The organism is Streptomyces sp. NPDC047081, assembly GCF_040643775.1.
Taxonomy (GTDB): domain Bacteria; phylum Actinomycetota; class Actinomycetes; order Streptomycetales; family Streptomycetaceae; genus Streptomyces.
This window is the reverse complement of record NZ_JBEYUY010000005.1, coordinates 95,119-121,506: the sequence shown is the minus strand read 5'-3', so window position 1 is coordinate 121,506 and position 26,388 is coordinate 95,119. Positions and strand designations below refer to the sequence as shown.

Here is a 26,388-nt window from a genome sequence, read left to right as displayed (position 1 = left end):
CCGGGGAAGCGGAGTACGAATCATCGACGAAGGGCCGCGACCGGCGGCCATCCCGAAGACGGAGGCCCAGCCATGGCCACCACGACTACTAAGCACCAGCATTCGCCAGGCGCTCTGGCGGCGGCCGGCGGTCTGACGGCCTTCGCCTGCGTGATGCTGATCATGACCGGCATTCTGGATGTCTTCCGCGGCATCATGGCGATCGCCAACGACGAGGTGTTCGTCAACACCCGCAACTACGTGTTCCAGTTCGACCTGACCAGCTGGGGCTGGATCCACCTGGCCCTCGGCGCGGTCGCTGTGGGCGTCGGCATCGGTCTGGCCATGACGGCGACCTGGGCACGGGTGATGGGCATCCTCATCGCGGGCCTGCTGATCATCGCCAACTTCCTGTCCATGCCCTACTACCCGTTCTGGTCGCTCACCCTGATCGCGATGAACGGGTTCATCATCTGGGGCCTGTGCATCGTGCAGAAGGACTCGGAGTACTGAGAAGCGGACGACACGCATGGCGGACCAACGAGCCGAGCGGATCGCCGAGTTCATCGCACCCCTGAGGGTGCGGCCGGGGTCGGAGGTGAACCTGTCCACCGACTTCGACCCCGGCTTCAAGGCGGGTATCGCAGGCAAGAAGGACGGCCGGGAGCTGCTGCAGACAGGCGTGGCGCTCCTGGCCGACTACCAGCGAAGGCTGGCGGCCGAGAACAGATACGGCGTGCTGATGTGTCTGCAGGCGCTGGACGCCGGCGGCAAGGACGGCACCATCCGGCATGTCATGAGCGGGGTGAATCCGCAGGGCGTGCACGTGGCGAACTTCAAGGTGCCCTCCAACGAGGAGCTCGACCACGACTACCTGTGGCGCTACGCCTGCCGGCTGCCCCGGCGCGGCGAGATCGGCATCTTCAACCGCTCGCACTACGAAGAGGTGCTGGTGGTGCGTGTGCACCCCGAGCACCTCGACCGCCAGCGGCTGCCGGAGGAGGCGAAGCGCAAGGGCGTGTGGCGCCGCCGCTACCGGGAGATCAACGACTGGGAGCGGTATCTGCACGACAACGGGTTCCGGGTGGTCAAGCTCTTCCTGAACCTGTCCAGGGAGGAGCAGCGCAGCCGCTTCCTCAAGCGGATCGACGTGCCCGAGCGCAACTGGAAGTTCTCCGCGGCGGACGCGCGTGAGCGCTCCTGGTGGGACGACTACCAGGAGGCCTTCTCGCACATGCTCTCCGCCACCAGCACCCGGTGGGCGCCCTGGTACGTGATCCCCGCGGACCACAAGTGGTTCGCGCGCATCTGCGCGGCCGCGGTGCTCGCCCACACACTGATCTCCATCGACCCGCAGTATCCGGAGGTCGGCGAGAAGGCCCGGCACGAACTGTTCGTGGCGAAGGAGGAGCTGCTGGCCCAGGCGCCGCCCGGTGCCGAGGCCGATCCGTACGCGGCGTCGGTCGCGGCCGACGGGGAACGGAGGCACGGACGATGACCTCCTCGACGGAAGGGCGGTACGGCGCCGCCGAGCCGTCCGAGCCCTGGTACGCGCAGCCGCCCGACACGGTCGCGAAGGCGCTCGGCGTGGACCCGGCGGTCGGGCTGACCGGCGCACAGGCGGCCGAGCGGCTGGAGCGGGACGGGCCCAACGCCCTCCCGGAGGAGCGGCCGAAGCCCACCTGGCGCCGGGCGCTCGACCAGTACCGCAGCTATATGCAGATCATCCTGGTCGGCGCCGCGATCGTCTCGCTGCTGATCCAGGAGTGGGCCACCGCGGTGCTGCTGCTGGTGCTGACCGTGCTCAACGCGGTCATCGGCATCCGCCAGGAGGGCAAGGCGGAGAGCGCCATGAACGCCCTGAAGTCGATGATGGAGGCGACCGCCCGGGTCCGGCGGGACGGGACGGAGACCGAGATCCCCGCTGAGCAGGTCGTCGTCGGGGACGTCGTCCTGATCACGGCCGGCGACGACGTGCCCGCCGACGGGCGGCTGGTCGCCGCGAGCGCGCTGCAGATCGACGAGTCGGCGCTGACCGGCGAGAGCACGCCGGCCGCGAAGGAGACCGGGGTGCTGCAGGGCTCGGGGCTGAGTCCCGGGGACCGTACCAACACGGCGTTCATGAACACTCCGGTCACCCACGGCAGCGGCACCATGATCGTCACGGAGACCGGGGCCCGCACCGAACTGGGCAAGATCTCCGGGATGTTGTCGGCGACCGAGCGCGAACAGTCGCCACTGACCCGTGAGTTGGACAGGCTGACACTGTGGATCGCGGGCGCGGCCGGGCTCACCATGATCGTGATGTTCGTGCTGGGACGCGGCCGCGGCGAGGCGTGGGACGCCCTGTTCGTCAGCGCCGTGTCGCTGGCCATCGCGGCCGTCCCGGAGGCGCTGCCCACGGTGACGCAGACGATCCTGTCGATGGGCGGTCTCGACCTGGCCAAGCAGCACGCGATCGTGAAGGACCTGCCGTCGGTGGAGACGCTGGGCTTCACCTCGGCGATCAACTCCGACAAGACCGGCACGCTGACGCTCAACCAGATGACGGCTGTCGAGGTCGTCGACGCCTTCGACCGGTACACCGTCTCGGGCACCGGCTACGGGCTGGAGGGCCGGGTGCACCACGCGGCCGGGCGTTCGCCCGACATCGAGGACGCGATCCTGCCGTACCTGGTGGCGAGCGACGCGAAGCTGGTGGACGGCAAGGTGGTCGGCGACCCCACCGAGGGCGCCCTGCTGGTGCTCGGCCACAAGGCGGGCCTGGACGTCGAGGCGACCCGCGAGCGGTTCCCGCGCCTGGCCACGCTGCCCTTCGACCCCTCGTACAAGCTGATGGCCACCTTCAACTCGGCGACGAACGGGCGTGGTCGGCCGATCGTGCGCTGTTTCGTGAAGGGGGCCGCGCCCGCCGTGATGGGGCGGGCCTCGACGGCCCTGTCGGAGGGTACGGCGATCCCCTGGGACGCCGATCTCGACAAGCGGGCGCATGCGCAGATGGAGCGGATGGAGCGGGAGGGCCGCCGGGTGATGGCCGCCGCCACCCGCGATCTGGACCCGGCCGAGTTCACCTCCGACGACCTGCTCGGGTACGTCGAGGGACTGCAGGTGACGAGCCTGGTCGGCATGGAGGACCCACCGCGCGAGGAGTCCCGGCAGGCGGTGGCCGGCGCCCAGGCCGCCCACATCCGGGTGCGGATGGTGACCGGCGACGACGTGATCACCGGTGCGGCGATCGCCGGGCAGGTCGGCATCGAGGGCGGGGCGATCCTCGGGTCGGACTTCGCCGCCCTGTCGGAGGAGGAGCGGCTGGCGCGGATCGACGACATCGGCGTGATCGGCCGGGTCGCCCCCGAGCACAAGGTGCTCCTCGCGGACACCCTGAAGCAGAAGGGCGACGTGGTCGCGATGACCGGGGACGGGGTGAACGACGCCCCCGCCATCAAGGCGGCGGACATCGGGATCGCCATGGGCTCCGGTACCGAAGTGGCCAAGAACGCGGGCCGGTTGATCCTGTCCGACGACAACTTCGCCACGATCGTCTTCGCGGTCGAGCAGGGCCGCAAGATCTACGACAACCTCACCAAGTACATCCGGTTCGTGCTGGTGCTGCTGGTCGTGTTCGTGCTGACCTTCCTCGGCGCGACCCTGTTCAACATCGCGGGCGGCGAGCCGTTCACGCCGGCCCAGGTGCTGTGGATCCACTTCTTCGTCAACGCGGCCTTCGGCTTCGCGCTGGGCTTCGACCAGGTCAGTCCGGGGCTGATGGGACGCCGGCCGCGGCCGCGCGGCGAGCCCGTCATGACGACCCGGCTCATGGTCACGGTGGGCCTTGCGGGGCTGGCGATCACGATCGGCCTGCTGTCAATGATCAAGCTCGGCGAGGCGCGCTTCGACAGCCCGGAGATCGGCAACTCGATCGCCTTCACCTCGTTCGCGCTCTGTCTGATCGTGGCCGCCCTGGAGTGCCGCAGCGAGACGGAGACGGTCCTGTCGGCCTCGGCCTTCGACAGCAAGCAGATGAACCGGGCGGTCTTCGGTGAGTTCGTGCTCGCCGTGCTGGCGACCCAGACGGACGTCTTCAACCGGCTGCTCGGCACGACTCCCCTGACCGTGGGGCAGTTCGGCTGGGCGCTGCTGCCCGCCCTGGCCCTGCTCGGGCTGTGGGAGGCCGGCAAGGCGCTGGCCCGCGGGCGTGCGCGGCCCGCCGCCGTCCCGCAGGGCTGAACCCCCGTACTCCGGCGAAGGAGCGGAGGACCGCGATGCCAGGTGACGACCCCACCCGCCGCTTCGTCCCGCCGGGGCTGCGCACGCTGCTGTCCTACCGGCGCGAGTGGCTGGTCAAGGACGTCGTCGCCGGCATCGTCCTGACCACGCTCCTGGTCCCCCAGGGCATGGCCTACGCCGAACTGGCGGGCCTGCCCGCGATCACCGGCCTGTACACGTCCGTGCTCTGCCTGCTGGCCTATGCCGTCTTCGGGCCGTCGCGGATCCTGGTCCTCGGCCCGGACTCCTCGCTCGGCCCGATGATCGCGGCCACGGTACTGCCGCTGATCGCCTCCGGCGGGGACAGCGAGCGGGCCGTGGCGCTGGCCTCGATGCTGTCGCTGATGGTGGGTGCCATCACGGTCCTGGCCGGGGTGTGCCGGCTCGGCTTCATCGCCGACCTCATCTCCAAGCCGACCATGATCGGCTACATGAACGGTCTGGCGCTGACCATCCTGATCGGACAGCTGCCGAAGCTGTTCGGCTTCAAGACGGACGCCGACGGGCTCATCGACGAGTTCCGTGCGTTCGTACGGGGGCTCGCCGACGGGAAGGCCGTGCCCGCCGCGGTCGCCGTGGGCGTCACGGGGATCGTGCTGATCCTCGTACTGCAGCGGTGGCTGCCCAAGGTGCCGGCGGTGCTGATCATGGTGGTGCTGGCGATCGGCGCGACCTCGCTCTTCGACCTGGGCGGGCACGGCGTCAGCCTGGTCGGTGAACTCCCCAGGGGGTTCCCGCCGTTGACCCTCCCCCACATCGGGCTGGACGACGTGGGTCCGCTGTTCGCCGGGGCGCTGGGCATCGCCCTGGTGTCGCTGGCCGACACCATCTCCAACGCCTCGGCGTTCGCCTCCCGCACCGGCCAGGAGGTGCGCGGCAACGAGGAGATGACGGCGATCGGCGCGGCCAACGTGGCGGCCGGGCTGTTCCAGGGCTTCCCCGTCAGCACCAGCGGATCACGGACGGCGGTGGCCGAGCGGGCCGGCGCCAGGAGCCAGCTCACGGGAGTCGTCGGAGCGGGCCTGATCATCCTGATGCTGGTGCTGCTGCCCGGCCTGTTCCGCAACCTGCCCCAGCCGGCGCTCGCCGCGGTCGTCATCACGGCCTCGCTGTCGCTGGCCGACCTCGCCGGGACCGCGCGGCTGTGGAAGCAGCGCAGGACGGAGTTCCTGCTGTCGATCTCGGCCTTCCTCGGCGTGGCCCTGCTCGGCGTCCTGCCCGGCATCGCGATCGCCGTCGGCCTGTCGATCCTGAACGTCTTCCGCCGGGCCTGGTGGCCGTACAACACCGTGCTGGGCCGGGTGCCGGGGCTGCCGGGCTATCACGACGTACGGTCCTACCCCGATGCGCAGCAGCTGCCGGGCCTGGTGATCCACCGCTTCGACGGGCCGCTGTTCTTCGCCAACGCCAAGGCCTTCCGCAACGAGCTCATGCAGCTGACCCGTGTCGAGCCGCCGCCCCGGTGGGTGCTGCTCGCGGCCGAGCCGATCACGGACGTGGACACCACCGCCGCGGACGAGCTGGAGGAGCTGGACGAGGCGCTCAACGCGCAGGGCATCAGCCTGGTGTTCGCCGAGCTCAAGGATCCGGTGCGGCGCAAGATCGAGCAGTACGAACTGACCCGCACCATCGACCCCGGCCACTTCTTCCCGACCCTGGAGGCGGCGGTGGCCGCGTACCGCGAACGGACCGGGGCGCAGTGGACGACGGCGACGGAGGCAAGGCCCGTCGGCTAGGCGTTTCGGCTAGGCGTTCGGCCCGACCGACAGGACATGTGTGCCCCACGGTTCCAGGTCGACGAACAAGCCGGGGTCGGTCAGCTCGTCGCCCTCGCGGGTGTAGCGCGTGCCGTCCAGCAGGCCGGTCAACGTCCAGGTGACCGCGGTCAGTTCGGGCCAGGGCAGCCGGACCCTGCCCTGGGCCGGGGCGTCGGAGAGGTTGACGACGGTCACGAACCGCCCGGCCGGGCCCACCCAGCCGGAGGCGATCAGATTGCGGTGGGTGGCGTTGTCCGGCCAGCCCGTGCAGTCGAGCAGCCGCCACCGCCCGCCGCGCATCCCGCTGCGATGCACGGCGGCGAGCAACCGCTCGTGGAACGCCCGCAGTTCGGCCTGCGCCGGTTCGTCCGGGCGCCGGTCCAGGAAGACGGGCAACCGGGTACGGCGTCCGGTGAACTGTCCCTCGTGCCACAGCGTGGCCCCGGGCAGCGTGGCGATCAGCACGGCCGCCGCCCGCTCCTTGGCCGGGGTCATGGTGTACGCGGCCCGCGGCTCGTCGTGGTTCTCCAGGAACCGCACGAGCCGCCGCTGGTAGGCCTCGTCGGCGAGCAGGTGCTGCCGGACCGCCTCGGGGCCCTCGTTCAGGACCCGGTCGTAGAGTCGCTTGTCGTAGCAGAAGTCGAACCCCTGCTGCTGGAGCACCCATTCGAGGTCCCAGTACGCCTCGGCGACGAAGGTCATGGCGGGATGCCGGCCGCGGACGGCCGCGAGGACCGTCGGCCAGAACTCCTCCTGCGGCCGCGGCCCCGCGAGACCCGCCCAGGTGCGTTCGAAGACGTCGTTGGTCAGCAGCATCGCCATGTCGCAGCGGACCCCGTCACAGACGTCCCCGATGTGCCCCAGCACGTTCGCGGTGGCCTCGCGCAGCGCCGGCGCGAAGGCGTTGAGCTGGACGACGTCCGGCCACGGCGGGAAGAAGGGGTCGCGCCCGCGCGCGAGGGCGTTGCCGGCGACGGTGAGGAAGGCGGCCGGGTCCCGGCGGGCGTCCTCGTCGCCGCCCCGCACGAAGTACTCGGGGTGTTCCCAGGTCCACGGGTTGTCCGGCGCGACATGGTTCGGGACGTAGTCGAGCAGCAGCCCCACGCCCCGCCGGTCGAGTTCGGCGCGCGCCCCGGCCAGCCCCGCGGCCCCGCCGAGGCTCGCGTCGACCTCGTAGCGCCGGATGCAGTACGGCGATCCGGCGATCTCCTCCTCGCGGATGTCGGGGACGGCGTCGGTGAAGGCCTTGCGCAGGGCCGGGTCGCGCAGCGCGATGTTCCGGCCCTCGGGGCTGCGTTCCCACACGCCCATGAGCCATACGGCGTCGACGCCGTGCGGGGTGATCTCGTCCCAGGCGTCCTTCGGTACGTCCCGCAGGCCCGTGATGCGCCCGGTGCGGGCCGCGATCTCACGCAGCCAGACACGGGTGCTCACCTCGTGGACGACGGGCTGGACGGGCAGCTCACCGGTCATCGCTTCGTCCTCCTGCCTACGGGGTCGGCGAGGAAGTCGCCGGGCCCGAGGGTGCCGAAGATCGTCATCAGGGGGGCGACCAGGCCGGTCCAGCCGGTCTGGTGGGCCGCTCCGATGCCGGCGCCGTTGTCGCCGTGGAAGTACTCGTGGAAGGAGATCAGGTCCCGCCAGTGCGGGTCCTCCTGGAACGTGCGCTGGCCGCCGTATACCGGCCGGCGCCCGTTCCCGTCGCGCAGGAAGAGCCGGGTCAGCCGGTCGGAGATCTCCCGGGCCACCTCGAAGAGGGTCATCCGGGTGCCGGACCCCGTCGGGCACTCGACGGTCAACTCGTCGCCGTAGAAGCCGTAGAGGTTGAGCAGGGCCCGGATGACGAGGGCGTTCATCGGGAACCACACCGGCCCGCGCCAGTTGGAGTTGCCGCCGAACATCCCGGTGTCCGACTCGGCGGGCAGATAGCCGACGCGGTACTCCTCGCCATGTACCCAGAAACGGTAGGGGTGTTCGGCGTGGTGGCGGGAGAGGGAGCGGATGCCGTACGGACTGAGGAACTCCTCCTCGGAGAGGAGATGTCCGAGGACCCTGAGCAGCTTCTTCTCGTCGACGACCGACAGCAGCCGCGGGCCGCCCGCGCTGCCCGCCTGGGCCGACGCGAGCGTGACGGAGAGCGAGGGGTGGCGGTCGGCGAAGCGGCGCAGCCGCTCCCCCAGGCCCGCCACCTTGGCGAGCTGCCGCGGGCGGAAGACGGTGGCCGCGCACAGCGGCAGCAGGCCGACCATGGAGCGGACCTTGAGGCGGACGGCCTGTCCGTCGGGCAGCCGCAGGACGTCGTAGTAGAACCCGTCCTCCTCGTCCCACAGTTCGTCGCCGAGGTCGCCGACGCGGTCCATGGAGGCGGCGATCCACAGGTAGTGCTCGACGAACTTGAGGACCAGCTCCTCGTACGCGGGGTTGTGCTCGACGAGTTCGACGGCGATCTGCAGCATGGACTGGCAGTACAGGGCCATCCAGGCGGTGCCGTCGGCCTGTTCGAGGGTGCCGCCGGTGGGCAGCGGGGCGCTGCGGTCGAAGACGCCGATGTTGTCGAGGCCGAGGAAGCCGCCCTGGAAGACGTTCCGGCCGCCGGGGTCCTTGCGGTTGACCCACCAGGTGAAGTTGGTCAGCAGCTTCTGGAAGGTGCGTTCGAGGAAGGCGTGGTCGGCGTGCCCGGTGGTGCGCTCCTCCATCAGGTAGACGAAGTAGGCGGCCCAGGCGTGCACCGGCGGGTTGACGTCCGCGAAGTTCCACTCGTACGCGGGAATCTGGCCGTTGGGGTGCAAGTAGGCGTCCTGCAGGAGCAGTTCGAGCTGCTCCTTGGCGAAGCGGATGTCGACGGCCGACAGGGCGACGGTGTGGAAGGCGAGGTCCCAGGCGGCGAACCAGGGGTACTCCCACTTGTCCGGCATGGAGACGATGTCGTCGCTGACCATGTGGAACCACTCGCGGTTGCGCACGCCGGGGCGCGGCATGCTCCACGGGTCGAGCCCGTGCTCGTTCAGCCAGGCCTCCAGGTCGAAGAGGTAGTACTGCTTGGTCCAGAGCATCCCGGCGAGCGCCTGCCGCAACACCCGCGCCTCGTCCTCGCTCGCCCCCTTGGGGGTCAACTCCCCGTAGAAGGCGTCGGCTTCGGCGATGCGGTCCTTGAACACCGTGTCGAAGCCGCGGGCGAGGGACAGCTTGGCGCCGGCGGGGCCGAGGCGCAGGCGCACGGTCTCGGAGCCTCCGGCGGGGACGGTGAGGACGTGGTGCGCGGCGGCCTTCGTGCCCTCCCGCGCGGGATTCACGGCACCGCCCTCGCCGTCCACGACGTGCCGGCCGACGCCGTCCTTGACGTACGGGGAGGCGTTGGGCCGGCCGAAGAGCCGTTCCTCGTCGGTCTCGTTCTCGGTGAACAGCAGGGGCACGGACGCGCCGAACCGGCAGTCGTAGCTGCCCAGTTCGGGATGCACGGCACGGATGACGGTGGTGCCGCCGGGGCCGTCGGACGCGCTCAGCCGCGGCCTCTCGGCGCCGTTCTCGTGCCAGGACCAGGTGTTGCGGAACCAGAGGGTCGGCAGCACGTGCACGGTGGCCTCTTCGGGGCCGCGGTTGGCGACGGTGATGCGGGCCAGCACGTCGTCGGCGGCCGCCTTGGCGTACTCCACGGTCACGTCGAAGTAGCGGTCGTCGTCGAAGATCCCGGTGTCCAGCAGCTCGTACTCGAACTCCTGCCTGGTCCGGGACCTGTTGACGGCCACGAGGTCGGTGTAGGGGAACTCCCTCTGCGGGTACTTGTACAGGTACTTCAGGTACGAGTGACTGGGCGTGCTGTCGAGGTAGAAGTAGTACTCCTTGACGTCCTCGCCGTGGTTGCCCTCGCTGTTGGTGAGGCCGAAGGCGCGCTCCTTGAGGATCGGGTCGCGCCCGTTCCACAGGGCGAGCGCCAGGCACAGCCGCTGCTTCTCGTCGCAGATCCCGCCGAGGCCGTCCTCACCCCAGCGGTAGGCACGGGAGCGCGCGTGGTCGTGGGGGAAGTAGGACCACGCGTCACCCCCGTCGCTGTAGTCCTCGCGGACCGTGCCCCACTGACGTTCACTCAGATACGGCCCCCACAGGCGCCATCGCCCGTCCTCGTCGCCCCGCGGGCCGATCCGCTCACCGCTCGTCCGCGCGCTCATCCCCTCGCTCCCTGTCGCAGCTCTAACCGGCGGCGCCAGTCTGTGGGGGCCTCCCGGCAGGTGCCTCACCTGCCGCGGGTGAGGCCGCGCCGCGCGCGAGAAGGGTGAGCGTCACCTCGTACACCGCGAGGACGACCGCGACGACGAGCAGGCCCGTCCAGGAGGACAGCAGCAGGGCGCAGAGCACCGCGAGGACGATCCCGGCGACGCGCAGCACGTCCACGTGGTCCCTGATCCACAGCCGCACCTCGATCTCCCGGGTCAGACGCCGGGTGGTGTCGGCGGCGAACCGGCCGGTGGCCTGCGCGCCCTGGACGCCGTAGCGGCGCGCCGCCACCGGGAGCCGGCCGGGGCCGACGACGTAGGCGGCCACGGCCAGGGCGATGCCCACCAGCAGGAGTTGGTCGCCCCGTTCACGCAGGGTGGTGAACACCGTCCAGAGGACCGCGCGTACGCCGTCGCGGTAGACGCCGTCCGGCACCTGGCCGAGGATCTGGTCACGCACCGCGCGCAACACGCTGGACAGCACGGCCGTGCACACGACGAGCCAGAGCCCGAGCTGCAGCACGCTGCGCCGGCGGTTCGGCGAGATCCACAGCGCGAGGGCCAGCAGCAGGACCGTGCCGATCAGCAGGCCGACGAGAGCCCGCTTGAACACCACGACGGCCTGCTGGAGCTGGCCGAGTTCGTGCCGGTTGTAGAGCCTGATCTGGGCGAAGTCGTCGGGGAGGGTGACCCCGAGGGCCTTCTCGATCCGGTCGTGCAGTCCGGGCGGGATCTCGCCGGAGGAGAGTTCGGGCAGGTCCAGCTGCTTGCCGAACAGGCTGGGGAGCTGCTCCTCCAGGGAGTTGAGGGCGTTGTTGACCATCGGCAGCAGGTTCAGGGTCACGGTGTCGTCCGACGTACGCACGTTCTCGTTGCGCTTCTCCAGCACGTCGACGATCCGCGCATGCGCCGAGCGGTTCGTGGCCCGCCACAGGTTCTGGAACTGCTCGGTCCTGATCAGCTTGGAGATCGTGTCCTTCATGTAGTCGTGGACCGCCGCGGTGACGGGTGCGGCGGCGAAGGCCGCGCGGTCCGGGAGCGCCTCGGACAGCCGTTGCTCCACGTCGAGTTGGTCGAAGATCTGGTCGGTGAGATAGGTGGAGACGGCCGCGTTCACGGCCGGGTTGTCGGGCAGCGGGCCGACCGTCGCGACCCAGCGCCCGGTGTTGAGGGTCGTCCGCGCGCCCCACACCCCGACCACCGAGGTCACCGTGAGGATCGCGACCAGTGCCACGAGCACCGCGGCCACCACGCGCCGCACCATCAACAGCCTGGATCGGCGCCGCTGTTCGCCGCCGACGCGGGCGCGCAGCTCGGCGAGTTCGGCGCGCAGCCGCCGCAGTTCGCCCTCGTCCGCGGCCGGCGGCTTCTCCTGCTGTGCTGCCCGGTTCCGGTCCATGGGCCTCGCACCTCCGAGGCCACCGTGGCGCCGACTTGGGGCCGGGCCCTCACCTGCGGCGGGTGACGCGGAACCGGAGCCGGCGCGACTGGATGGAGTGCCATCACGTCGGCATCACGTGGAGGGAGCGGCCATGGCCGGGATCGGGCCGGTACAACTGCTGACGGTCGAGTTCGGGCCGGACGCGAAGTTCGAGGGAAGGATCGTCGACGAACTCGGCGCGCTGGAGGGCCGCGGCCAAGTCCGCGTGCTCGACCTGCTCTTCGTGCAGAAGGAGCCCGGCGGGGATCTCGTCGTCGCCGACTACCAGGCCGAGGGCATGGGCGAGACCGTGGCCGCGCTGCTCGGCATTCCGCGCCGGACCCTGCGGGAGGCCGAGGCGGTGTTCCCGTCCCTGTCCGAGGGAAACGCCTTCGGTCTCACTCTGGAGGAGATCCGGGAGCTCGCACAGCAGCTGGACCCGGGCACCGCGGCCGGGTTCGTGCTGCTGGAGCACACCTGGGCCAAGGGTCTGCGCGAGGCGATCCGGGAGGCGGGCGGGGTGCCCGTGGCCGAGGGCTTCCTCACGGAGGAGTCCCTGGAGGCCGTGATCGCCGAACTCGCCCTCGCCGTGGCCCGCCTGGACGAGGCCGCCGAAGAAAACAGCCAGCCGGGCCGGGAGTCCGGCCGGAACACCGGGAGGTTCTGATGACCGATCTCGTCGTGCTCGGCTTCACCGACAAGGAGAAGGCCGAGGCCGTGCTGCGCCTCTCGAAGGAGCTGTCCAAACAGGAGCTCCTGGACCTCGAGGACGCGGCGCTCGCCTGGCGCACCCAGGACGGCAAGATCCATGTACGGCAGTCGTTCAGCCCCACCGCGACCGGTGCGGCCGGCGGCGCCCTGTGGGGGACGCTGTTCGGTCTGATCTTCCTGATGCCGGTGTTCGGGGCCGCGGTCGGTGCCGCCACCGGGGCGGTCGCGGGCAAGCTCACGGACGTCGGCATCAACGACGCCTTCATCAAGGAGATCGCCGGCGCGCTGGAGCCGGGCCGGGCCGCCGTCTTCGCGCTGGTACGGCGCACGACGCCCGACAAGGTCCGGGACGCGCTGCGGCCGTTCCAGCCGACCGTGCTGCGCACGTCGCTGACGAAGGACCGCGAGGAGGAGCTCGTGGCGGCCCTCCAGGGGTGAGGGAGCGGTGTTCCCGCAGGGTGCGGGGACGAGCGTCGCGCCGTGAACAGCTGAGCGTTCTACCAAGTTCACCCGGGTGAGATGGGGCGTTCCTCGTGGGCGCCCCGAGCGGGTGGGACCACACTCGTCTGACGTGCACCAGCCAGCCCCGAGAGCGAGGAGCCGGCGATGGACGAGTGGAGGAAGCGGCAGCGGCCGCCCGGGACGGGCGCCCCCGCTCCGTCGGCCGCTCTCCCGGCCCGGGTCGGGGTGCCTCCCCTGCCCTCGTGGCTGGTCCCCCGGCCCCGGCTGACGGACCGTCTCTCCCGAGGCGTGCTGGGGCCGTTGACGGTGGTGGTCGGCCCGGTCGGGGCCGGGAAGTCGGCGGTAGCCGTGGAGTGGGCGCACACCAGGGGCGCGCCCGGCCCGGTCGCCTGGGTCACGTGCGACGGCTCGGAGGAGCAGCCGGACGTCTTCTGGTCCCGGGTGCCGGCGGCCCTGCGCGAGGCGGGCGTCGACCTGCCCGACCTGTCGGGGATGCCCCGCCTCGCGACCGTCGACCCCGCAACCGGAGCCGGGGCCGACACTCTCGCCTCGGTGACCTCGCTGGAGGACTGGCCCCTGCTGGTCGCCTCCCTCGCCGCCGCGCTCGCGGGCCGCGCGGACCCCGTCGTACTCGTGCTGGACGACTTCCAGCCGGAGACCGGTTCGCCGGTCGCCCTGGGTGCGGCCGCCCTGCTCCGGCACGCGGCACCCGCGCTGCGGCTTGTCGTGGTCTCGCGCCGGGACCCGCCGCTGCATCTGCACCGCTACCGGCTGGCCGGTGAACTCACCGAACTGCGCACCGCCGACCTGGCCTTCGACGACCGGGAGACGGCCGCGCTGCTCGCCCAGCACGGCGTCGAGGTGCCCCGCCAGGTGGTGAGCACCCTGCGCGACCGGGCCGACGGATGGGCGGCCGGGCTGCGCCTCGCCGCCATGTCGATGCAGCGGCACCCGCATCCGGAGAAGTTCGTCGCGCAGTTCGCGGGCGACGACGAGGCGGTGGTCAGCTACCTGGTCGAGGAGGTGCTGGACGGACAGAGCCCGGCCATGCGCAGTCTGCTGCTGTCCACCAGTGTCCTGGAGCATCTCAACGCCGAGCTGGCCACCGAGCTCGCGGGCCAGGAGGCCGGGGCGCACTTCGCCGCGCTCGTCGGGCACAACTCCTTCCTCCAGTACGTCGGCAACGGCTGGTACCGCTGCCACCGGATGTTCGCCGACGTGCTGCGTGTACGGCTGCGGCACGAGGCGCCCGGCCTGGTGCCCGGTCTGCACGGCCGCGCGGCCTCCTGGCTGGCCGAGCACGGGCTGCTCGCCGAGGCGGTACGGCACGCGCTGACCGCGGGCGACTGGTGCCAGGCCAGCCGGCTGATCGTCCATCAGCTGGCCATCGGACAGGTCCTGGCCCTGACCGACGCCCGGCTGCCGAAGGAACTGGTCCGGCTGACGCCCGCCGATCTGCGGGACCTGCCCAGGCAGTCGCTCGATCCGGAGACCGCGCTCGTCGCCGCGGCGGCCGCCCTGCGGCGCGGTGAGCAGCCGGCCTGCGTCCAGGCCCTGGAGCTCGCCGACCGACTGCTGACCCAGCTGCCCCGGGAGGAGTCCGACCGGGTGGCGCGCTGCCGGCTGTCCCACGCGGTGGTCCGTATGGCCAAGGACCGGTGCTGCGATCCGCCGGCGGCGCGGGCCGCGGCGGCCGACATCGAGGGGCTGTTCGTCCGTGTGCCGCGCACCCTGCTCGCGGACCGGCCCGAGCTGAAGGCGCTGGCCCTGTCCATCCGGGGGCGCGCGGAGCTGCGGGAGGGCGGCCTCAAGGCGGCCGAGGCCTCCCTGACCGCCGGTCTGAAGGCCGCGGGCGCCGCCGACAACGAGGCGCTGCGCCGCGACTGCCTCGCCGAGCTGGCGCTGCTCGAGGTGGTGCGCGGGCGCTTCCGGGCGGCGGACGAACTCGCCGGGCACGCCCAGCGGCCGCCGCTGCCGGCCGGTATGCCGGAGGACCCGTCCCGGGCGGCGCTGCACGTCGTACGGGCCTGGGTCGGCTTGGCCAGGCTGGAGTCGGGCCGGGCGCGCAGCGAACTCGCCCGGGCGCACGCCGCGTTGCGCACCACGCCGGATCCGTTCGTCGCCGGGATCGGCTCGCTCGTGGCCCAGCTCGTCAGCGCGATGGAGAGCGGCGCTCCGCCGCCGCCCGGGACCGTGGAGGCCATCCCCGACACCGCCGAGTGGCTGGCCGACGGGCTGCGCCGCCCGGTGCGGCAGGCGTGCGCGGCCTCGGTCGGCGCGATCCGCGCCCACACTCAGCGCCTCCCGAGGCTCGACGACCGTACGGCCGTACCGGAGCACCGGCGGGAGGCGGAGCCGCCGCCCGTCGACGCGCTCAGCGCCCGGGAACAGGACGTACTGCGGCGGCTGGCGCAGATGATGACGACGGAGGAGATAGCCGCGGAGCTGTATCTGTCGGTCAACACCGTCAAGACACACCTCAAGAGCGTCTATCGCAAGCTCGCCGTGACGCGGCGGTCGGCCGCGGTACGGCGAGCCCGCGAACTGGAACTGCTCTGAGGCTCCCCCTGACCGGCTCCCGGGGTCACAGGAGCCGCAGTTGCCTCGCCCGGTGCAGCGCCTCGGTGCGCGAGGAGACACCGAGTTTGCGGTAGACCGCGCGCGCATGGCTCTTCACCGTGTTGTGCGAGATGAAGAGATCTGTTCCGATCTGCCGGAGCGGCACGTCCTCCTGGAGCCGCACCAGGACGGTGTGCTCACGTTCCGTCAGGGTTTCGGCCGGTACCACGGGGTCCTGGAGGCCCCGACCGTCCCGAGGCACCGCGGCCAGCACGGCCGACGCCTCGTCCACCAGCACGCCCGCGCTGCGCGGGTCGCCCACGGCGGCCGCGATGTCCACGAGCGTGTCGGCGACCCACACCAGACAGGTCGCCACCACGGTGTCCGCCCCGGGTTCGTCCTCCCCGAGGGCACGCAACCGCCCGTGCAGCACGGACACCCGCCGGGCGTCCGCCGGCCGGAGGGCCGTTTCCCTCCGCTCGCTGCCCAGCACCGTAGGCATGTCCCTCACCTCCTTCGAGGTCGGCGGTACATACCAACGGTGCTTGCCGGACGCCCGGGCCGGAAGGGGCCTTGCGGCATTTTGGTCACGGGACCGGAAAATATGCCTGAAGAGTGTCTACGTCCGCCGACCGGAACCGGGGTCAGCCGCACCGCCATGCCCACCCGGCAACCGGCGTACCTCGACCAGTTCGAGTCCGAGGGCCTGGATCCGGTCCAGGATCCCGTACAGGGCCGCCTGGTCGAGCCCGGCGCCGTGCAGGATGGTCTCCGGCGGGTTGACCGTGACCGTCAGTTCGGCGAAGGCCGTCCGGAAGGCCTCACCGACCCTGCCCTTGATCCGGATCTCGAACTCCTCACCGACGGTGCGCGCCTCGCCCCGCTCAGGTCCCGGGCGTTCCTCCGCCGTACCCATGGGGGTCACCTCCGCTGCCGCGGCCTGGGGGCTGCCCGTCATTCTCCGGGTCCCGGGCCCGCCCGGAGTCATCCATCGCGGGTGAACCCCCGGTGTGCCGCCCGCAGGATGCTCCTGGTCTCCCGAGGAGGAGGTGCCCGACATGGCGGAGCAGACATCGGCAGGGCAGTCCCAGTACGGCCGCCCCGCACCGGAGCCGCGGATCACGCCGCTGATGCTCGGCGGGGTGGTGTTCGCCGTGTGCATGTTGTTCCTGGTCGGCCTGTACCACGCGGTCGTCGGCATGGCCGCGATCATCGACGACGACTTCTACAAGCGGATCCGGGACTATCCGTACGACTACGACGTGAACGCGTGGGGATGGCTCCAGCTGGCCTCCGGGATCGTCATCCTGGCCGCGGCCTTCAGCCTGTTCAGCGGCAAGACGTGGGCCCGGGTCGTCGGCATCGTCGTGGCCGCGCTCAGCGCGCTGGAGAACTTCTTCTTCACGCCGTACTACCCGGTGTGGGCGGTGATCATCATCGGCCTCGACGTGCTGGTCATCTGGTCGTTGGCCACCTACGGCCGGGCGCAGGCCCACAAGGCCTACGGCGCGCCGATGTAGGAGTTCCGGCTCCCGCGGCCGGTCGTCAGCAGGCCCAGCCGGGAGAGCCTGCGCCAGTCGAGCGGGGGCCGCGCCGGGCGCAGTCCCGGGCGGTGGCGGGGCACGAGTACCCGCAGTGCGCGCGGCCGTATCTCGCAGCGCACGGGCACGGGCAGCGTCAGGGCCTCGCCGTCGACGCCCGCCGGGATCGACGGCCGGTCCGCGTCGACCACGACCGTCGTCGCCGTCGCCGTGGTCAGCCCGGCGGCACGGCCGCCGCGCAGCAGACCGGCGGCCTGCGCGGCGCTGGTCACGTCGACGCCGACGGCGCCCAGTTCGCCGCTGTCCAGCCGGGCCCGGCGGCCGAGGCCCGCGATGTCGCCGGTGCCGTAGGGGTTGTTGCTGACCAGCAGGGCCTGCGGCCCGGTGAACGTGGTCTCCCCGGCGCGGGCGGTCAGCCGGGCGCCCTTGTGGCCCACCAGCAGGTCGGGCAGCAGGTCGAGGGTGGTGCGGGTCTTGCCGTCGCGGTAGGCCGGGCTCTGCACCACCTCGGCGTAGGCGCCGAAGGAGACGTTGTTGACGAAGGTGCGGCCACCGGCGAGACCGAGGTCGACGCGGAGTTCGACGCCGTCGCGCAGGGCGTCCAGGGCCCGCGACGGGTCCTCGCGGTCCAGGCCCAGGTCGAGGGCGAAGTGGTTGCGGGTGCCGGCCGGGACGACGAGGAAGGGCAGGTCCAGCGCGGCGGCGACCTCGGCGACCAGCGCCTGGGTGCCGTCCCCGCCGGCGACCCCGAGCAGGTCGGCGCCCTCCGCGGCGGCCTTGCGGGCGAGTTCGGCCACGTCGGTCGGGCCCGGGCCCTCCAGCAGCAGTACCTGGGCGCCCAGCTCCGCGGCCTTCTCGCGGAGCCGGAACCGCTCCACCTTTCCGCCGCCCGACCGCGGGTTCATGATCAGGACGGGGTGGCGGACCGGCGGCGCCGGCCGCTCCGGCATGGCGAGGGGCCGCTCGACGGGGACGAGGGCGCGCCGGCCCGCGCCGATGGCGAGCAGCCACAGCGCGGCGGCCACGATCACGACCCAGGTCAGGTGGGCGCCGGTGTACGTCACCAGGACCCACACGGGCGCGGCCACGGCCAGCAGCACTGCGAGCGCCCGTACCAGGCGCCGCCGGGTCAGCGCCCACCACACGGCCGCCACGGTGATCGCGGTGCCGGCGAGTCCCACTCCCACCAGGGCGATGGTGCGCAGGCCCGCGAAGACGGCCAGGACCAGCACGGACGCGGTGGCGGACGCCAGCGAGGCCCGGGCCAGCCACCGCTGTCGCGATGTCGTGGATTCCATGGCGTCACCTTCGGTGCCGCCCAGGGGAGGCACATCACCCCCGGCAGGCGATCCGTGAGCCGGTGACACCGCGCACCCGGGCGCACCCGGGGCGTGCATCACACGGCCCGGGTGACGGCGCGGACGCCGTTCGGCTCGACAGTCGTAACGTGACGAAGGGGGTCCGCCATGACCGGAACCAGGCACACCCATTTCACCCCGCAGGAACGGGCGGACCGCGGCCGGGAGGCCCGTACGCGCGTCCCGCTCGACCGGCACGCGGAGTTCGCGCCCGCCGCCGACCGGACCGATCCGGTCGACCAGGTCGAGCGGCAGTCCGCGAACCGGCTCCAGGACCTGGTGCCGATCCGCTACGGCCGGATGACCGAGTCGCCGTTCCGGTTCTACCGGGGCGCGGCCGGGGTCATGGCCGCCGACCTCGCCGGAACGCCCGCGAGCGGGATCACCGCCCAGCTGTGCGGGGACGCCCACATGCTGAACTTCCGGCTGCTCGCCTCCCCCGAGCGGCATCTGATGTTCGACGTGAACGACTTCGACGAGACGCTACCGGGGCCGTGGGAGTGGGACGTCAAACGCCTGGCCGCCTCGCTGGTGATCGCGGGCCGCGCCAACGGCTTCGGGGACCGGGAGCGGGCGCACGTGGTCCGGGACACGGTGCGCTCCTACCGGGAGTCGATGGACGAGTTCGCCGGGCAGCGCAACCTGGAGGTGTGGTACTCCCGGATCGAGGCGGACGATCTGTTCACCACGCTGTCCGAGCAGTTGGGCCACCGTGAGCAGCGCCGGGTGAGCCGGGCGCTCACCAAGGCGCGCACCCGGGACCATCTGCACGCGTTCGAGAAGCTGACCCATGTGGTCAAGGGCGAGCGGCGTATCGCCGCCGACCCGCCGCTGGTGGTGCCGCTGGGCGAACTGATGCCCGGGGTGGAGCGGGAGCAACTGGAGGGGCAGCTGCGCGAGTTGATCGACCGCTACGGCCACACCCTGCCGTCCGACCGGCAGGCGCTGCTGGGTCAGTACCGGGTGGTGGACATGGCCCGAAAGGTGGTCGGCGTGGGCAGTGTGGGCACCAGGTGCTGGATCATCCTGCTGCTCGGCCGCGACGACCAGGATCCGCTGCTGCTGCAGGCGAAGGAGGCCGGCGAGTCCGTGCTCGCGGAGTTCACGGCGCCGAGCAGCCACGCCAACCAGGGCGAGCGGGTCGTCGCCGGACAGCGGCTCATGCAGGCGACCAGCGACATGTTCCTCGGCTGGGAACGGGTCGAGGGCCTGGACGGCCGGCAGCGCGACTTCTACGTCCGCCAGCTGCGCGACTGGAAGGCGATACCGCAGGCCGACACCATGTCCCCGGACGTGATGCGGCTGTTCGGCCGCCTGTGCGGGGCGACGCTGGCCCGGGCCCACGCCCGCTCCGGCGACCGCATCGCGATCGCGGCCTATCTGGGCGACTCCGACGCCTTCGACCGAGCGATAGCGACCTTCGCCGAGCTGTACGCCGACCGCAACGAGAAGGACCACCGGGCGCTGACGGAGGCGGTACGGGACGGCCGGGTGACGGCGGTCTCAGCCTGACCGCCGGGTCGTCGCCGCCTCGGCCAAACGGCCCGGGTCGCCGCCACCTCGGCCAGACCGCCCGGTCACCCCCGCCTCAGCCAGACGACCAGGTCACCACCGCCCTCAACCAGACGACCAGGTCACCGCCACCCTCAACCACACGGCCAGGTCACCACCGCCTCAGCCCGAGGGCCGCGGGGCAGCCACCCCGAGCCGCCGCGCGACCGCGTCCACGTGGGCGACGACGTATCCCACGGCGATGCCGACGACGACCGTCGCGAAGAAGAGGATCAGCCAGGACAGCAGGGTGAAGACGGAGCCGAGCGGGCCGTACCGTTCGACGCTCAGCCGCAGTGAGCGCGGCAGCCACAGCCCGGAGACGGCCGAGAAGGCGACCACCCCGACGCCGGTGAGCAGCGCGCCGGGCAGCAGCGGCAGCCAGCCCACCCGCCCGACCAGCAGCAGATGCTGCGTCCACCACCACAGCAGACACGCGCCGACCAGCTGGAGCGGCAGCCCGAGGACCGGCCCCGCGCCGAATCCGTCGCGCACCACGCCCTGGAACAGCAGGGCCGCGACCCACACCACCAGCCAGGCGCCCCACCGCCACACCACACTGCGCAGCCCGGACCGCGGCAGATGCCAGGCCCGCTCGCACAGCCGCTGCAGCGCCCGGCTGAACGCGGTGGCGGACACCAGCGCGACCAGCACCCCGACCGCGCCCCAGGTCTCCCGCGCCTGGTCGCCGCCCGCGTACACCTCGTCGACCTGGGCGAGGACCGGGCCGGAGGCGCCGAGCAGCAGCCGTACCGTCCGCCGCAGTTCGTCCCGGACGGCGGCCGGGGAGAAGGACGCGATCGCGAAGAGCAGGGGCAGCGCGGTGAGGAAGGCCTGGGCCGCCAGCCGGGTCGCCATGTCCAGGAACCCCACGCTCACCAGTTGACGCCCGATGCCGACGGCCAGGGACCTGCCAACGGCCAGCGATTTGCCGATGGCCGGGGATTTGGCGAGACCAAGCGCCATGACCGCCTCCTCGGACCGCGGAAGCCTGTCGATCCGCCACCCTCGCCCAGGCCGACGTGAGCGTGCTTCGCCCGCAGTGGGTGACGCACCGCCCCGCCGAGCCGCCGCGGCCGTTCATCGCCTACCGTGCGTCCTGAACCGACGACGAGGAGAGGTCGATGACGCACAAGGCGCTGATCACGGGCATCGGCGGCAGGGAACCGAAGATCGACGCGGAAGCCTTCGTGGCCCCCACGGCCTCGGTGATCGGCGATGTGACGCTCGCGGCGGGGGCGAGCGTCTGGTACGGCGCGGTGCTGCGCGGCGATGTCGAACGCATCTCCGTGGGCGCCCGGGCGAACATCCAGGACAACTGCACCCTGCACGCCGACCCCGGTTTCCCGGTGAGCATCGGCGAGCGGGTGTCGGTGGGCCACAACGCGGTGGTGCACGGTGCGACGGTCGGCGACGACTGCCTGATCGGCATGGGCGCCACGGTCCTCAACGGCGCGGTGATCGGCGAGGGCTCACTGATCGCGGCGCAGGCCCTGGTGCCGCAGGGAATGCAGGTCCCGCCGGGTTCACTGGTGGCCGGCGTACCGGCGAAGGTGCGGCGCGAGCTGACCGAGGAGGAGCGCCAGGGCGTGACCCTGAACGGCACGTTCTACGCGGAGCTCGCGAAGTCGCACGACGAGCTGTACGAGAAGTAGCCCTCAGCTCTCAGCCCTCAGTCGACGGCCGGGACGGGCTCCGTCTCGGCCGCTTCCTTGCGGGCCGTGGCCTTCTTCGCCCTGCGCCTCAGGACCAGCATCGAGGTGAGCCCGATCAGCAGGGCCACCACCAGCCCGAGGTACGAGAACCGCTTCAGCCAGTCCTCGGCGACGACACCGACGTAGTAGATGACGGCCGTCGTACCGCCCGCCCAGCAGATGCCGCCGAGGACGTTGGCGATCAGGAACTTCCAGTACGGCATGTGCAGCACGCCCGCGAGCGGGCCGGCGAAGATGCGCAGCAGGGCGACGAAGCGGCCGAAGAAGACCGCCCACATGCCCCACTTCTCGAAGGACTTCTCCGCCGTGGCGACGTGTCCCTCGCTGAAGTGCCGCGGGAACTTCCTGCCCAGCCAGGCCAGCAGCGGACGTCCGCCCTTGCGGCCGATCGCGTAGCCGATGGAGTCGCCGACGACGGCGCCCACGGTCGCGCACGCGCCGAGCACGACCGGGTTGATCCCGGAGTGCTGGGAGGACATCAGGGCGGCGGAGACCAGGATGATCTCGCCCGGCAGCGGGATGCCCAGGCTCTCCAGACCGATGACCAGCCCCACCACGGCGTAGACGGCTGCCGCGGGCACGGTGTCGAGCCACTCCTGGACGTGCAACGCCGGTTCCTCCCGTTTCGCGACCTTCGGTTCCGGTGTTCCCGGCGTGCGCCGCACGGGGGCGCACGCCGGGAAGCCTACCGGGTCACCCCGCCGTGGCGGCGTCCCACAGGTCGCACCGGTGCTCCTGGTGCAGGGTGGTGCTGAGGGTGTTCCCGCCCTTGGACGCGGTCTTCAGGGAGAGCACCGTGCCGACAGTCCCCGGCATCGCGGGCTGCCCCGCGGCCCGCGGCACCCCGTCCCGCACGAAGGATCCCCAGTACTGCACCATCTGCCCCGCCAGCACCTTCTGCTCCGCGTTGAACGGTGACTCCAGTCCGAAGTGCTTGAAGAGGTACTGGATCTCGTTCACGTGCGTCGCACCGAAGTCGAAGTCGGTGTGCAGATTGCGCAGGGAGGCGAAGGGCGGGGAGGTGCGGTCCGCGAACTCGTACGAGTAGACGGGACCGCGCGCGGCGAGCAGTCCGTCGAGCCGCAGCGCCGAGCAGCTGAACAGCGTGTCGCCGAGTGCGGTCGCGTAGGCGATCGTCGGCGTCGGGTACGCCGAGAGCGGGTAGCGCTCCAGGGCCTGCTCGCCGAAGTCGTTCCGCATGACCTCGGGGTACTGCTCGGCCGTGAGAGGTGTGCCGTTCAGATCGAAGGAGGAGAAGGCGAACAGCCGGCCCTCGTCCTTGTTCGAGCCGTTGATCACCGGCACCCGGGACGCGGTCCCCCGGGCGATGGCCTGCTCGGGCTGCACCGGCAGGAAGGCGCCGCCGGTCACCGGCCCCCAGTCGAAGTCCCCCTGCGCTTCGAGGATTTCGCGGGCCGATTTGCCGCGCAGACAGGCCATGTCCGAGCAGCCCAGCTTCTGGGCGAAGGCGGCGCCCTGAGCCACCGCGTCCTCGTGCGTGCGCGCGCCGCAGTCGTCGTAGGCACCGCTCTCGATGATCGCCGAACGGAACAGCCCCTTCGCCGTCGGCGAGGCCAGCTGGGTGCAGACCGACCGGCCGCCCGCCGACTCGCCTGCGATGGTGACGCGGCCCGGATCGCCGCCGAAGCGGCCGATGTTGGCGCGCACCCAGCGCAACGCGGCCTGCTGGTCGAGCATGCCGAAGTTCCCGGAGACCCCGTCGTGCGCCTCGCCGTCGAGCCCGGCCGCGGCGAGGAAACCCATCGCGCCCAGGCGGTAGTTGACGGTCACGACGACCGTCCCGGTCTGCCGGGCGAAGACGTCGGGCACGACGTCCTGTCCGGCCCCGGCGGTCAGCCCGCCCCCGTGGAACCAGACGAGCACAGCACGCCGCTGGGACCCCTCGGGCACGTACACGTTGAGATCGAGACAGTCCTCGGTGTACGACGGCTGCCCGTAGCCCGGGTCCCAACTCTCCGTCTGCACACACTTGTTGCCGAAGTCCCGTGCCGAGCGCACTCCTTGCCAGGGCCGGACCGGCCGCGGATCGCGCCAGCGGAGCTTCCCGACCGGCGGTTCGGCGTACGGGATGCCGAGGAACTGCCGCCCCTCGGCGGTGGTTTCGCCGCGCACCGAGCCCGCGTCGGTGCGCACGACCGGACCGGCGCCCGACGCCGATGCCTGGGCAAGGGGAGCCGGAGCGAGGAGCGCCGCGGCGAGCGCGGTCATGGCGATGGCGACACGTCGTATCACTTGCCCACCTCCACGGTCGTCCGCAGCCGCAGATCACGCGAGGACGCGCCGGCCCACACGGTGCGCCGGCCGGTCCCGAGCACCCAATCGTGACGCTTCGGGTCCCATGAGGACAATGTGCGTGCGGAGACTTCGACTTCGACACGACGCCGCTCCGCCGCGCGCAGCGAGATCCGCCGGAATCCGCCCAACACCCGTACCGCCTGGTCGAGTCGGAGATCGGGCGAGCGCCCGACATACACCTGCGGCACCGCGATCCCGTCCCGCCGCCCGGTGTTGCGCACGGAGAACGACACCACGAGGCCGCGCCGGCTCCGGTGCGCGCGCAGATCGTCGTAGGAGAAGGAGGTGTACGACAGTCCGTGCCCGAAGGGGAACAGGGGCCGCACGCCTTCCGCGTCGTACCAGCGGTAGCCGGCGTGGATGCCCTCGGAGTACTCCTCGGTGCCGTCCACGCCCGGGTAGCGGCGGGGGTCGCCGGCGACGGAATGGTGGTCGTCGTCGACCGGGAAGGACTGGGTGAGGCGGCCGCCGGGGTCGCACTCGCCGTACAGCACGGCGGTAGTGGCGGCCGCGCCCTCCTGGCCCGGGTAGTACATCTGGAGCACGGCGCCGGTCTGGCCGAGCCACGGCATCGAGGTCGAGGACGAGGTGTTGAGGACGACCGTGGTGCGCGGGTTGGCCGCGGTGACCGCCTCGATCAGCTGGGCCTGGTGTCCGGGGAGGGCGATGGTGGTGCGGTCGAGGCCCTCGGTGGCGTCCTCGTAGGCGAACAGCACCACGTCCCGGGCGGCGCGGGCGGCACCGACGGCCTCGGCCACGTCCTGGGCGCGGGTCGTGCCGGTGATCCGCCGCAGCCGGAAGAGCAGGCCGGAGGCCCCGCCCTGCGCGGTGATCTTCAGGCTGTGGCTGCCCTGGGTGACGCTCAGGGTCTTGCGGCGCACCGAGAGGCCGTCGGGGGCGGCAGAGACCAGTCCGCCCGAGAAGTACTCGCCGTATCCGGCGGCCTGCGGGAACAGTTCGGTGCCGTCGAGGAGGACCTTGGGGCGGGCCGTGGGCGCGGAGGAGAAGTGCAGGACGAAGGTCCACTCGTCGTCCTCGGGGACGGTGAGCGTCCCGTCGTACGTCCAGATCTTGCCGACGCCGACCTGCTGGCCCTCGCTGTCGAAGGCTGGGCTCAGCGCGGAGGCGGGGATCGCCTTGCCGAACAGGTCCTCGCCGAGGGCGTAAGTCACCTTTCCCGCGCGGGACTTGATGGCGTCCAGCGGGCTGTCGGCGTGGTCGGGGACGACGTGCGCGCTGCCGCCGCCGCTGACGAAGGGCTGGCTGCCGGTCGGGCCGATCACCGCGACGCTGCCGCCGGGGGCCAGCGGGAGGGTGCGGTGTTCGTTGCGCAGGAGGGTGGCGCCCGCCTTGGCGACCTCCAGGGCGACGGCCGCTCCGGCCGGTGCGTCACGGTCGGGGCGGGGCGGCACGCTGCCGTCGAGCAGACCGAAGCGGTCCATGACGGCGAGGATCCGGCGTACGGCACGGTCGACATAGCGCTCGGGGACGCCGCCGTTCTGCACGGCCGTCCTGAGCGCCGTACCGAAATAGGTGCCGTCGGGCATCTCCATGTCGAGGCCCGCGGTGATGGCGGCGACGGTGCTGTGGGCGGCGAACCAGTCGGTCATCACCCAGCCCTCGAAGCCCCACCGGTCGCGCAGGATGTCGCCGAGCAGGGTCTTGTTCTCGCAGGCGAAGGTGCCGTTGACCTTGTTGTAGGCGCCCATGACGGCGCCGGTGCCGGCGTCGACGGCCGCCTCGAAGCCGCGCAGCTCCAGCTCGTGCATGGTCTGCTCGTCGACCCGCACGTCGATCGACATGCGGTCCTTCTCCTGGTTGTTCATCGCGTAGTGCTTGACGGTGGCGATGAGGTGCTCGCCCTGGATGCCGCGGATCTCGGCGGCGACCATGTCCGACGCGAGGAGCGGGTCCTCGCTGAAGGTCTCGAAGTTGCGGCCCGCGTACGGGGTGCGGATGAGGTTGACCATCGGGGAGAGCAGCACGTCCTGGCCGAGGGCGCGGCCCTCGCGGCCGATGACCTGTCCGTAGCGGCGGGCCAGGTCCGGGTCGAAGGCGGAGGCCAGCAGGACGGGGGCGGGCAGGGCGGTCGCGTGCCGGGTGACGCGGACGCCGGCCGGGCCGTCGGCGAGGCGGAGCGGCGGGATGCCGAGACGCGCGACTCCGGGGACGTAGCCCGCCTGACCGAGGGAGGCGGGGTCGGTGGCACCGTGCAGGAGGGAGATCTTCTCGTCGAGGGTGAGCTTGCCGATGAGGCCTTCGACGCGGGGGCCGGCCCCCGCGTCGGGTCTGGTCTGCGCGTGGGCGGGAGTGGTGAGACCGCCGGTGGCCGCCGCGGCGACGGCGATCGCGCCGCCCAGCAGTCGCAGTGCGGATCTCCTCGAGACAGTGTCGGTCATGGGCCGTCACTCCTTCGGTGTGCGGGCACGACGATGTGAACCGCAGGCGCCGCGCGGCGGCCCCGGTCTGTGTTCGGCATCTGAACGCACTATGCGTCAGAACCGAATTGACACCCCGTCGGACACCAGCGGCGCGGCGGGAA

20 protein-coding genes are annotated in these 26,388 nt (G+C 71.8%); 10 read left to right on the top strand and 10 right to left on the bottom strand.

The window, feature by feature from the left end; genetic code table 11:
* Nucleotides 1-72: 72 nt before the first annotated feature.
* Genes ABZ848_RS11300 through sulP form a run of 4 tightly spaced genes read left to right on the top strand, consistent with a single transcriptional unit; the run spans nucleotide 73 to nucleotide 5,981 of the window.
* On the top strand, nucleotides 73-492 hold the full coding sequence (locus ABZ848_RS11300) for a hypothetical protein (RefSeq protein WP_360828950.1): 420 nt from the start codon (nucleotides 73-75) through the stop codon (nucleotides 490-492).
* Between the two features lie 16 nt (nucleotides 493-508).
* Nucleotides 509-1,477: a polyphosphate kinase 2 family protein gene (locus ABZ848_RS11295; protein ID WP_360828947.1), complete on the top strand. Its 969-nt coding sequence runs from the start codon at nucleotides 509-511 to the stop codon at nucleotides 1,475-1,477.
* On the top strand, nucleotides 1,474-4,206 hold the full coding sequence (locus ABZ848_RS11290) for an HAD-IC family P-type ATPase (RefSeq protein WP_360828944.1): 2,733 nt from the start codon (nucleotides 1,474-1,476) through the stop codon (nucleotides 4,204-4,206). The genes ABZ848_RS11295 and ABZ848_RS11290 overlap by 4 nt, the downstream gene beginning before the upstream one ends.
* A gap of 35 nt (nucleotides 4,207-4,241) precedes the next feature.
* The gene (sulP, locus tag ABZ848_RS11285; protein WP_360828941.1) at nucleotides 4,242-5,981 is read left to right on the top strand and encodes a sulfate permease; all 1,740 of its coding nucleotides are present in this window, start codon (nucleotides 4,242-4,244) and stop codon (nucleotides 5,979-5,981) included.
* A 9-nt stretch (nucleotides 5,982-5,990) separates the two neighbouring features.
* Here sulP and ABZ848_RS11280 read toward each other — a convergent pair whose 3' ends face one another.
* From ABZ848_RS11280 to ABZ848_RS11270, 3 genes are read right to left on the bottom strand one after another with little or no spacing between them, the layout of a single operon-like run.
* Nucleotides 5,991-7,475, bottom strand: coding sequence for an alpha-amylase (locus tag ABZ848_RS11280; RefSeq protein WP_360828938.1), 1,485 nt, complete (start codon nucleotides 7,473-7,475; stop codon nucleotides 5,991-5,993).
* Nucleotides 7,472-10,168 (bottom strand): glucosidase, encoded by a 2,697-nt coding sequence (locus ABZ848_RS11275; RefSeq protein WP_360828935.1) that lies wholly within the window; start codon nucleotides 10,166-10,168, stop codon nucleotides 7,472-7,474. Before ABZ848_RS11275 ends, ABZ848_RS11280 begins: the two co-directional genes overlap by 4 nt.
* 22 nt (nucleotides 10,169-10,190) lie before the next feature.
* The gene (locus tag ABZ848_RS11270) at nucleotides 10,191-11,612 is read right to left on the bottom strand and encodes a hypothetical protein (protein WP_360828932.1); all 1,422 of its coding nucleotides are present in this window, start codon (nucleotides 11,610-11,612) and stop codon (nucleotides 10,191-10,193) included.
* Between the two features lie 133 nt (nucleotides 11,613-11,745).
* On the opposite strand from ABZ848_RS11270, the gene ABZ848_RS11265 reads away from it, so the two are divergent.
* From ABZ848_RS11265 to ABZ848_RS11255, 3 genes are all read left to right on the top strand, one after another.
* Nucleotides 11,746-12,300: a DUF1269 domain-containing protein gene (locus ABZ848_RS11265; RefSeq protein ID WP_360828929.1), complete on the top strand. Its 555-nt coding sequence runs from the start codon at nucleotides 11,746-11,748 to the stop codon at nucleotides 12,298-12,300.
* Nucleotides 12,300-12,782 (top strand): DUF1269 domain-containing protein, encoded by a 483-nt coding sequence (locus ABZ848_RS11260; protein ID WP_360828926.1) that lies wholly within the window; start codon nucleotides 12,300-12,302, stop codon nucleotides 12,780-12,782. The genes ABZ848_RS11265 and ABZ848_RS11260 overlap by 1 nt, the downstream gene beginning before the upstream one ends.
* A 168-nt stretch (nucleotides 12,783-12,950) precedes the next feature.
* Nucleotides 12,951-15,365 carry a LuxR C-terminal-related transcriptional regulator gene (locus tag ABZ848_RS11255; RefSeq protein WP_360828924.1) on the top strand — a complete coding sequence of 805 codons (2,415 nt, stop codon included), beginning with the start codon at nucleotides 12,951-12,953 and terminating at the stop codon, nucleotides 15,363-15,365.
* 25 nt (nucleotides 15,366-15,390) lie between these two features.
* Here ABZ848_RS11255 and ABZ848_RS11250 read toward each other — a convergent pair whose 3' ends face one another.
* On the bottom strand, nucleotides 15,391-15,867 hold the full coding sequence (locus ABZ848_RS11250) for a helix-turn-helix transcriptional regulator (protein ID WP_360828920.1): 477 nt from the start codon (nucleotides 15,865-15,867) through the stop codon (nucleotides 15,391-15,393).
* 117 nt (nucleotides 15,868-15,984) lie between these two features.
* Entirely contained in the window at nucleotides 15,985-16,323 is a 339-nt protein-coding gene (locus tag ABZ848_RS11245; RefSeq protein ID WP_360828918.1) for a hypothetical protein, read from the bottom strand.
* 100 nt (nucleotides 16,324-16,423) lie between these two features.
* On the opposite strand from ABZ848_RS11245, the gene ABZ848_RS11240 reads away from it, so the two are divergent.
* A complete protein-coding gene (locus ABZ848_RS11240; RefSeq protein WP_360828915.1) occupies nucleotides 16,424-16,885 on the top strand; it encodes a hypothetical protein in 462 nt (153 codons plus the stop codon).
* Here ABZ848_RS11240 and ABZ848_RS11235 read toward each other — a convergent pair.
* Entirely contained in the window at nucleotides 16,867-18,204 is a 1,338-nt protein-coding gene (locus ABZ848_RS11235) for a diacylglycerol kinase family protein (protein ID WP_360828912.1), read from the bottom strand. The genes ABZ848_RS11240 and ABZ848_RS11235 overlap by 19 nt on opposite strands.
* A 168-nt stretch (nucleotides 18,205-18,372) precedes the next feature.
* Between ABZ848_RS11235 and ABZ848_RS11230 the strand changes: the two genes are divergently transcribed.
* Nucleotides 18,373-19,776, top strand: a complete 1,404-nt coding sequence (locus ABZ848_RS11230) for a DUF2252 domain-containing protein (protein ID WP_360828910.1) — start codon at nucleotides 18,373-18,375, stop codon at nucleotides 19,774-19,776.
* 162 nt (nucleotides 19,777-19,938) lie between these two features.
* Here the strand turns inward: ABZ848_RS11230 and ABZ848_RS11225 are convergent, their stop codons facing one another.
* A complete protein-coding gene (locus ABZ848_RS11225) occupies nucleotides 19,939-20,781 on the bottom strand; it encodes a YhjD/YihY/BrkB family envelope integrity protein (protein WP_360828907.1) in 843 nt (280 codons plus the stop codon).
* A 158-nt stretch (nucleotides 20,782-20,939) separates the two neighbouring features.
* Here ABZ848_RS11225 and ABZ848_RS11220 point away from each other — a divergent pair, with 158 nt between their 5' ends.
* Nucleotides 20,940-21,470 (top strand): gamma carbonic anhydrase family protein, encoded by a 531-nt coding sequence (locus ABZ848_RS11220; protein WP_360828904.1) that lies wholly within the window; start codon nucleotides 20,940-20,942, stop codon nucleotides 21,468-21,470.
* Nucleotides 21,471-21,487: 17 nt separating this feature from the next.
* Here ABZ848_RS11220 and ABZ848_RS11215 read toward each other — a convergent pair whose 3' ends face one another.
* The 3 genes from ABZ848_RS11215 to ABZ848_RS11205 form a co-directional block, all read right to left on the bottom strand.
* Nucleotides 21,488-22,138, bottom strand: a complete 651-nt coding sequence (locus tag ABZ848_RS11215; RefSeq protein ID WP_360828901.1) for a DedA family protein — start codon at nucleotides 22,136-22,138, stop codon at nucleotides 21,488-21,490.
* 85 nt (nucleotides 22,139-22,223) lie between these two features.
* Nucleotides 22,224-23,783: a carboxylesterase family protein gene (locus ABZ848_RS11210; protein WP_360828898.1), complete on the bottom strand. Its 1,560-nt coding sequence runs from the start codon at nucleotides 23,781-23,783 to the stop codon at nucleotides 22,224-22,226.
* The gene (locus ABZ848_RS11205) at nucleotides 23,780-26,245 is read right to left on the bottom strand and encodes a glycoside hydrolase family 3 N-terminal domain-containing protein (protein WP_360828895.1); all 2,466 of its coding nucleotides are present in this window, start codon (nucleotides 26,243-26,245) and stop codon (nucleotides 23,780-23,782) included. The genes ABZ848_RS11210 and ABZ848_RS11205 overlap by 4 nt, the downstream gene beginning before the upstream one ends.
* Nucleotides 26,246-26,388 lie beyond the last annotated feature (143 nt).

Bases quoted from the DNA above. Each gene is read 5' to 3' on its own strand.
- ABZ848_RS11300 (WP_360828950.1), top strand. From the start codon at position 73: ATGGCCACCACGACTACTAAGCACCAGCATTCGCCAGGCGCTCTGGCG.
- ABZ848_RS11295 (WP_360828947.1), top strand. From the start codon at position 509: ATGGCGGACCAACGAGCCGAGCGGATCGCCGAGTTCATCGCACCCCTG.
- ABZ848_RS11290 (WP_360828944.1), top strand. From the start codon at position 1,474: ATGACCTCCTCGACGGAAGGGCGGTACGGCGCCGCCGAGCCGTCCGAG.
- sulP (WP_360828941.1), top strand. From the start codon at position 4,242: ATGCCAGGTGACGACCCCACCCGCCGCTTCGTCCCGCCGGGGCTGCGC.
- ABZ848_RS11280 (WP_360828938.1), bottom strand. From the start codon at position 7,475: ATGACCGGTGAGCTGCCCGTCCAGCCCGTCGTCCACGAGGTGAGCACC.
- ABZ848_RS11275 (WP_360828935.1), bottom strand. From the start codon at position 10,168: ATGAGCGCGCGGACGAGCGGTGAGCGGATCGGCCCGCGGGGCGACGAG.
- ABZ848_RS11270 (WP_360828932.1), bottom strand. From the start codon at position 11,612: ATGGACCGGAACCGGGCAGCACAGCAGGAGAAGCCGCCGGCCGCGGAC.
- ABZ848_RS11265 (WP_360828929.1), top strand. From the start codon at position 11,746: ATGGCCGGGATCGGGCCGGTACAACTGCTGACGGTCGAGTTCGGGCCG.
- ABZ848_RS11260 (WP_360828926.1), top strand. From the start codon at position 12,300: ATGACCGATCTCGTCGTGCTCGGCTTCACCGACAAGGAGAAGGCCGAG.
- ABZ848_RS11255 (WP_360828924.1), top strand. From the start codon at position 12,951: ATGGACGAGTGGAGGAAGCGGCAGCGGCCGCCCGGGACGGGCGCCCCC.
- ABZ848_RS11250 (WP_360828920.1), bottom strand. From the start codon at position 15,867: ATGCCTACGGTGCTGGGCAGCGAGCGGAGGGAAACGGCCCTCCGGCCG.
- ABZ848_RS11245 (WP_360828918.1), bottom strand. From the start codon at position 16,323: ATGACGGGCAGCCCCCAGGCCGCGGCAGCGGAGGTGACCCCCATGGGT.
- ABZ848_RS11240 (WP_360828915.1), top strand. From the start codon at position 16,424: ATGGCGGAGCAGACATCGGCAGGGCAGTCCCAGTACGGCCGCCCCGCA.
- ABZ848_RS11235 (WP_360828912.1), bottom strand. From the start codon at position 18,204: ATGGAATCCACGACATCGCGACAGCGGTGGCTGGCCCGGGCCTCGCTG.
- ABZ848_RS11230 (WP_360828910.1), top strand. From the start codon at position 18,373: ATGACCGGAACCAGGCACACCCATTTCACCCCGCAGGAACGGGCGGAC.
- ABZ848_RS11225 (WP_360828907.1), bottom strand. From the start codon at position 20,781: ATGGCGCTTGGTCTCGCCAAATCCCCGGCCATCGGCAAATCGCTGGCC.
- ABZ848_RS11220 (WP_360828904.1), top strand. From the start codon at position 20,940: ATGACGCACAAGGCGCTGATCACGGGCATCGGCGGCAGGGAACCGAAG.
- ABZ848_RS11205 (WP_360828895.1), bottom strand. From the start codon at position 26,245: ATGACCGACACTGTCTCGAGGAGATCCGCACTGCGACTGCTGGGCGGC.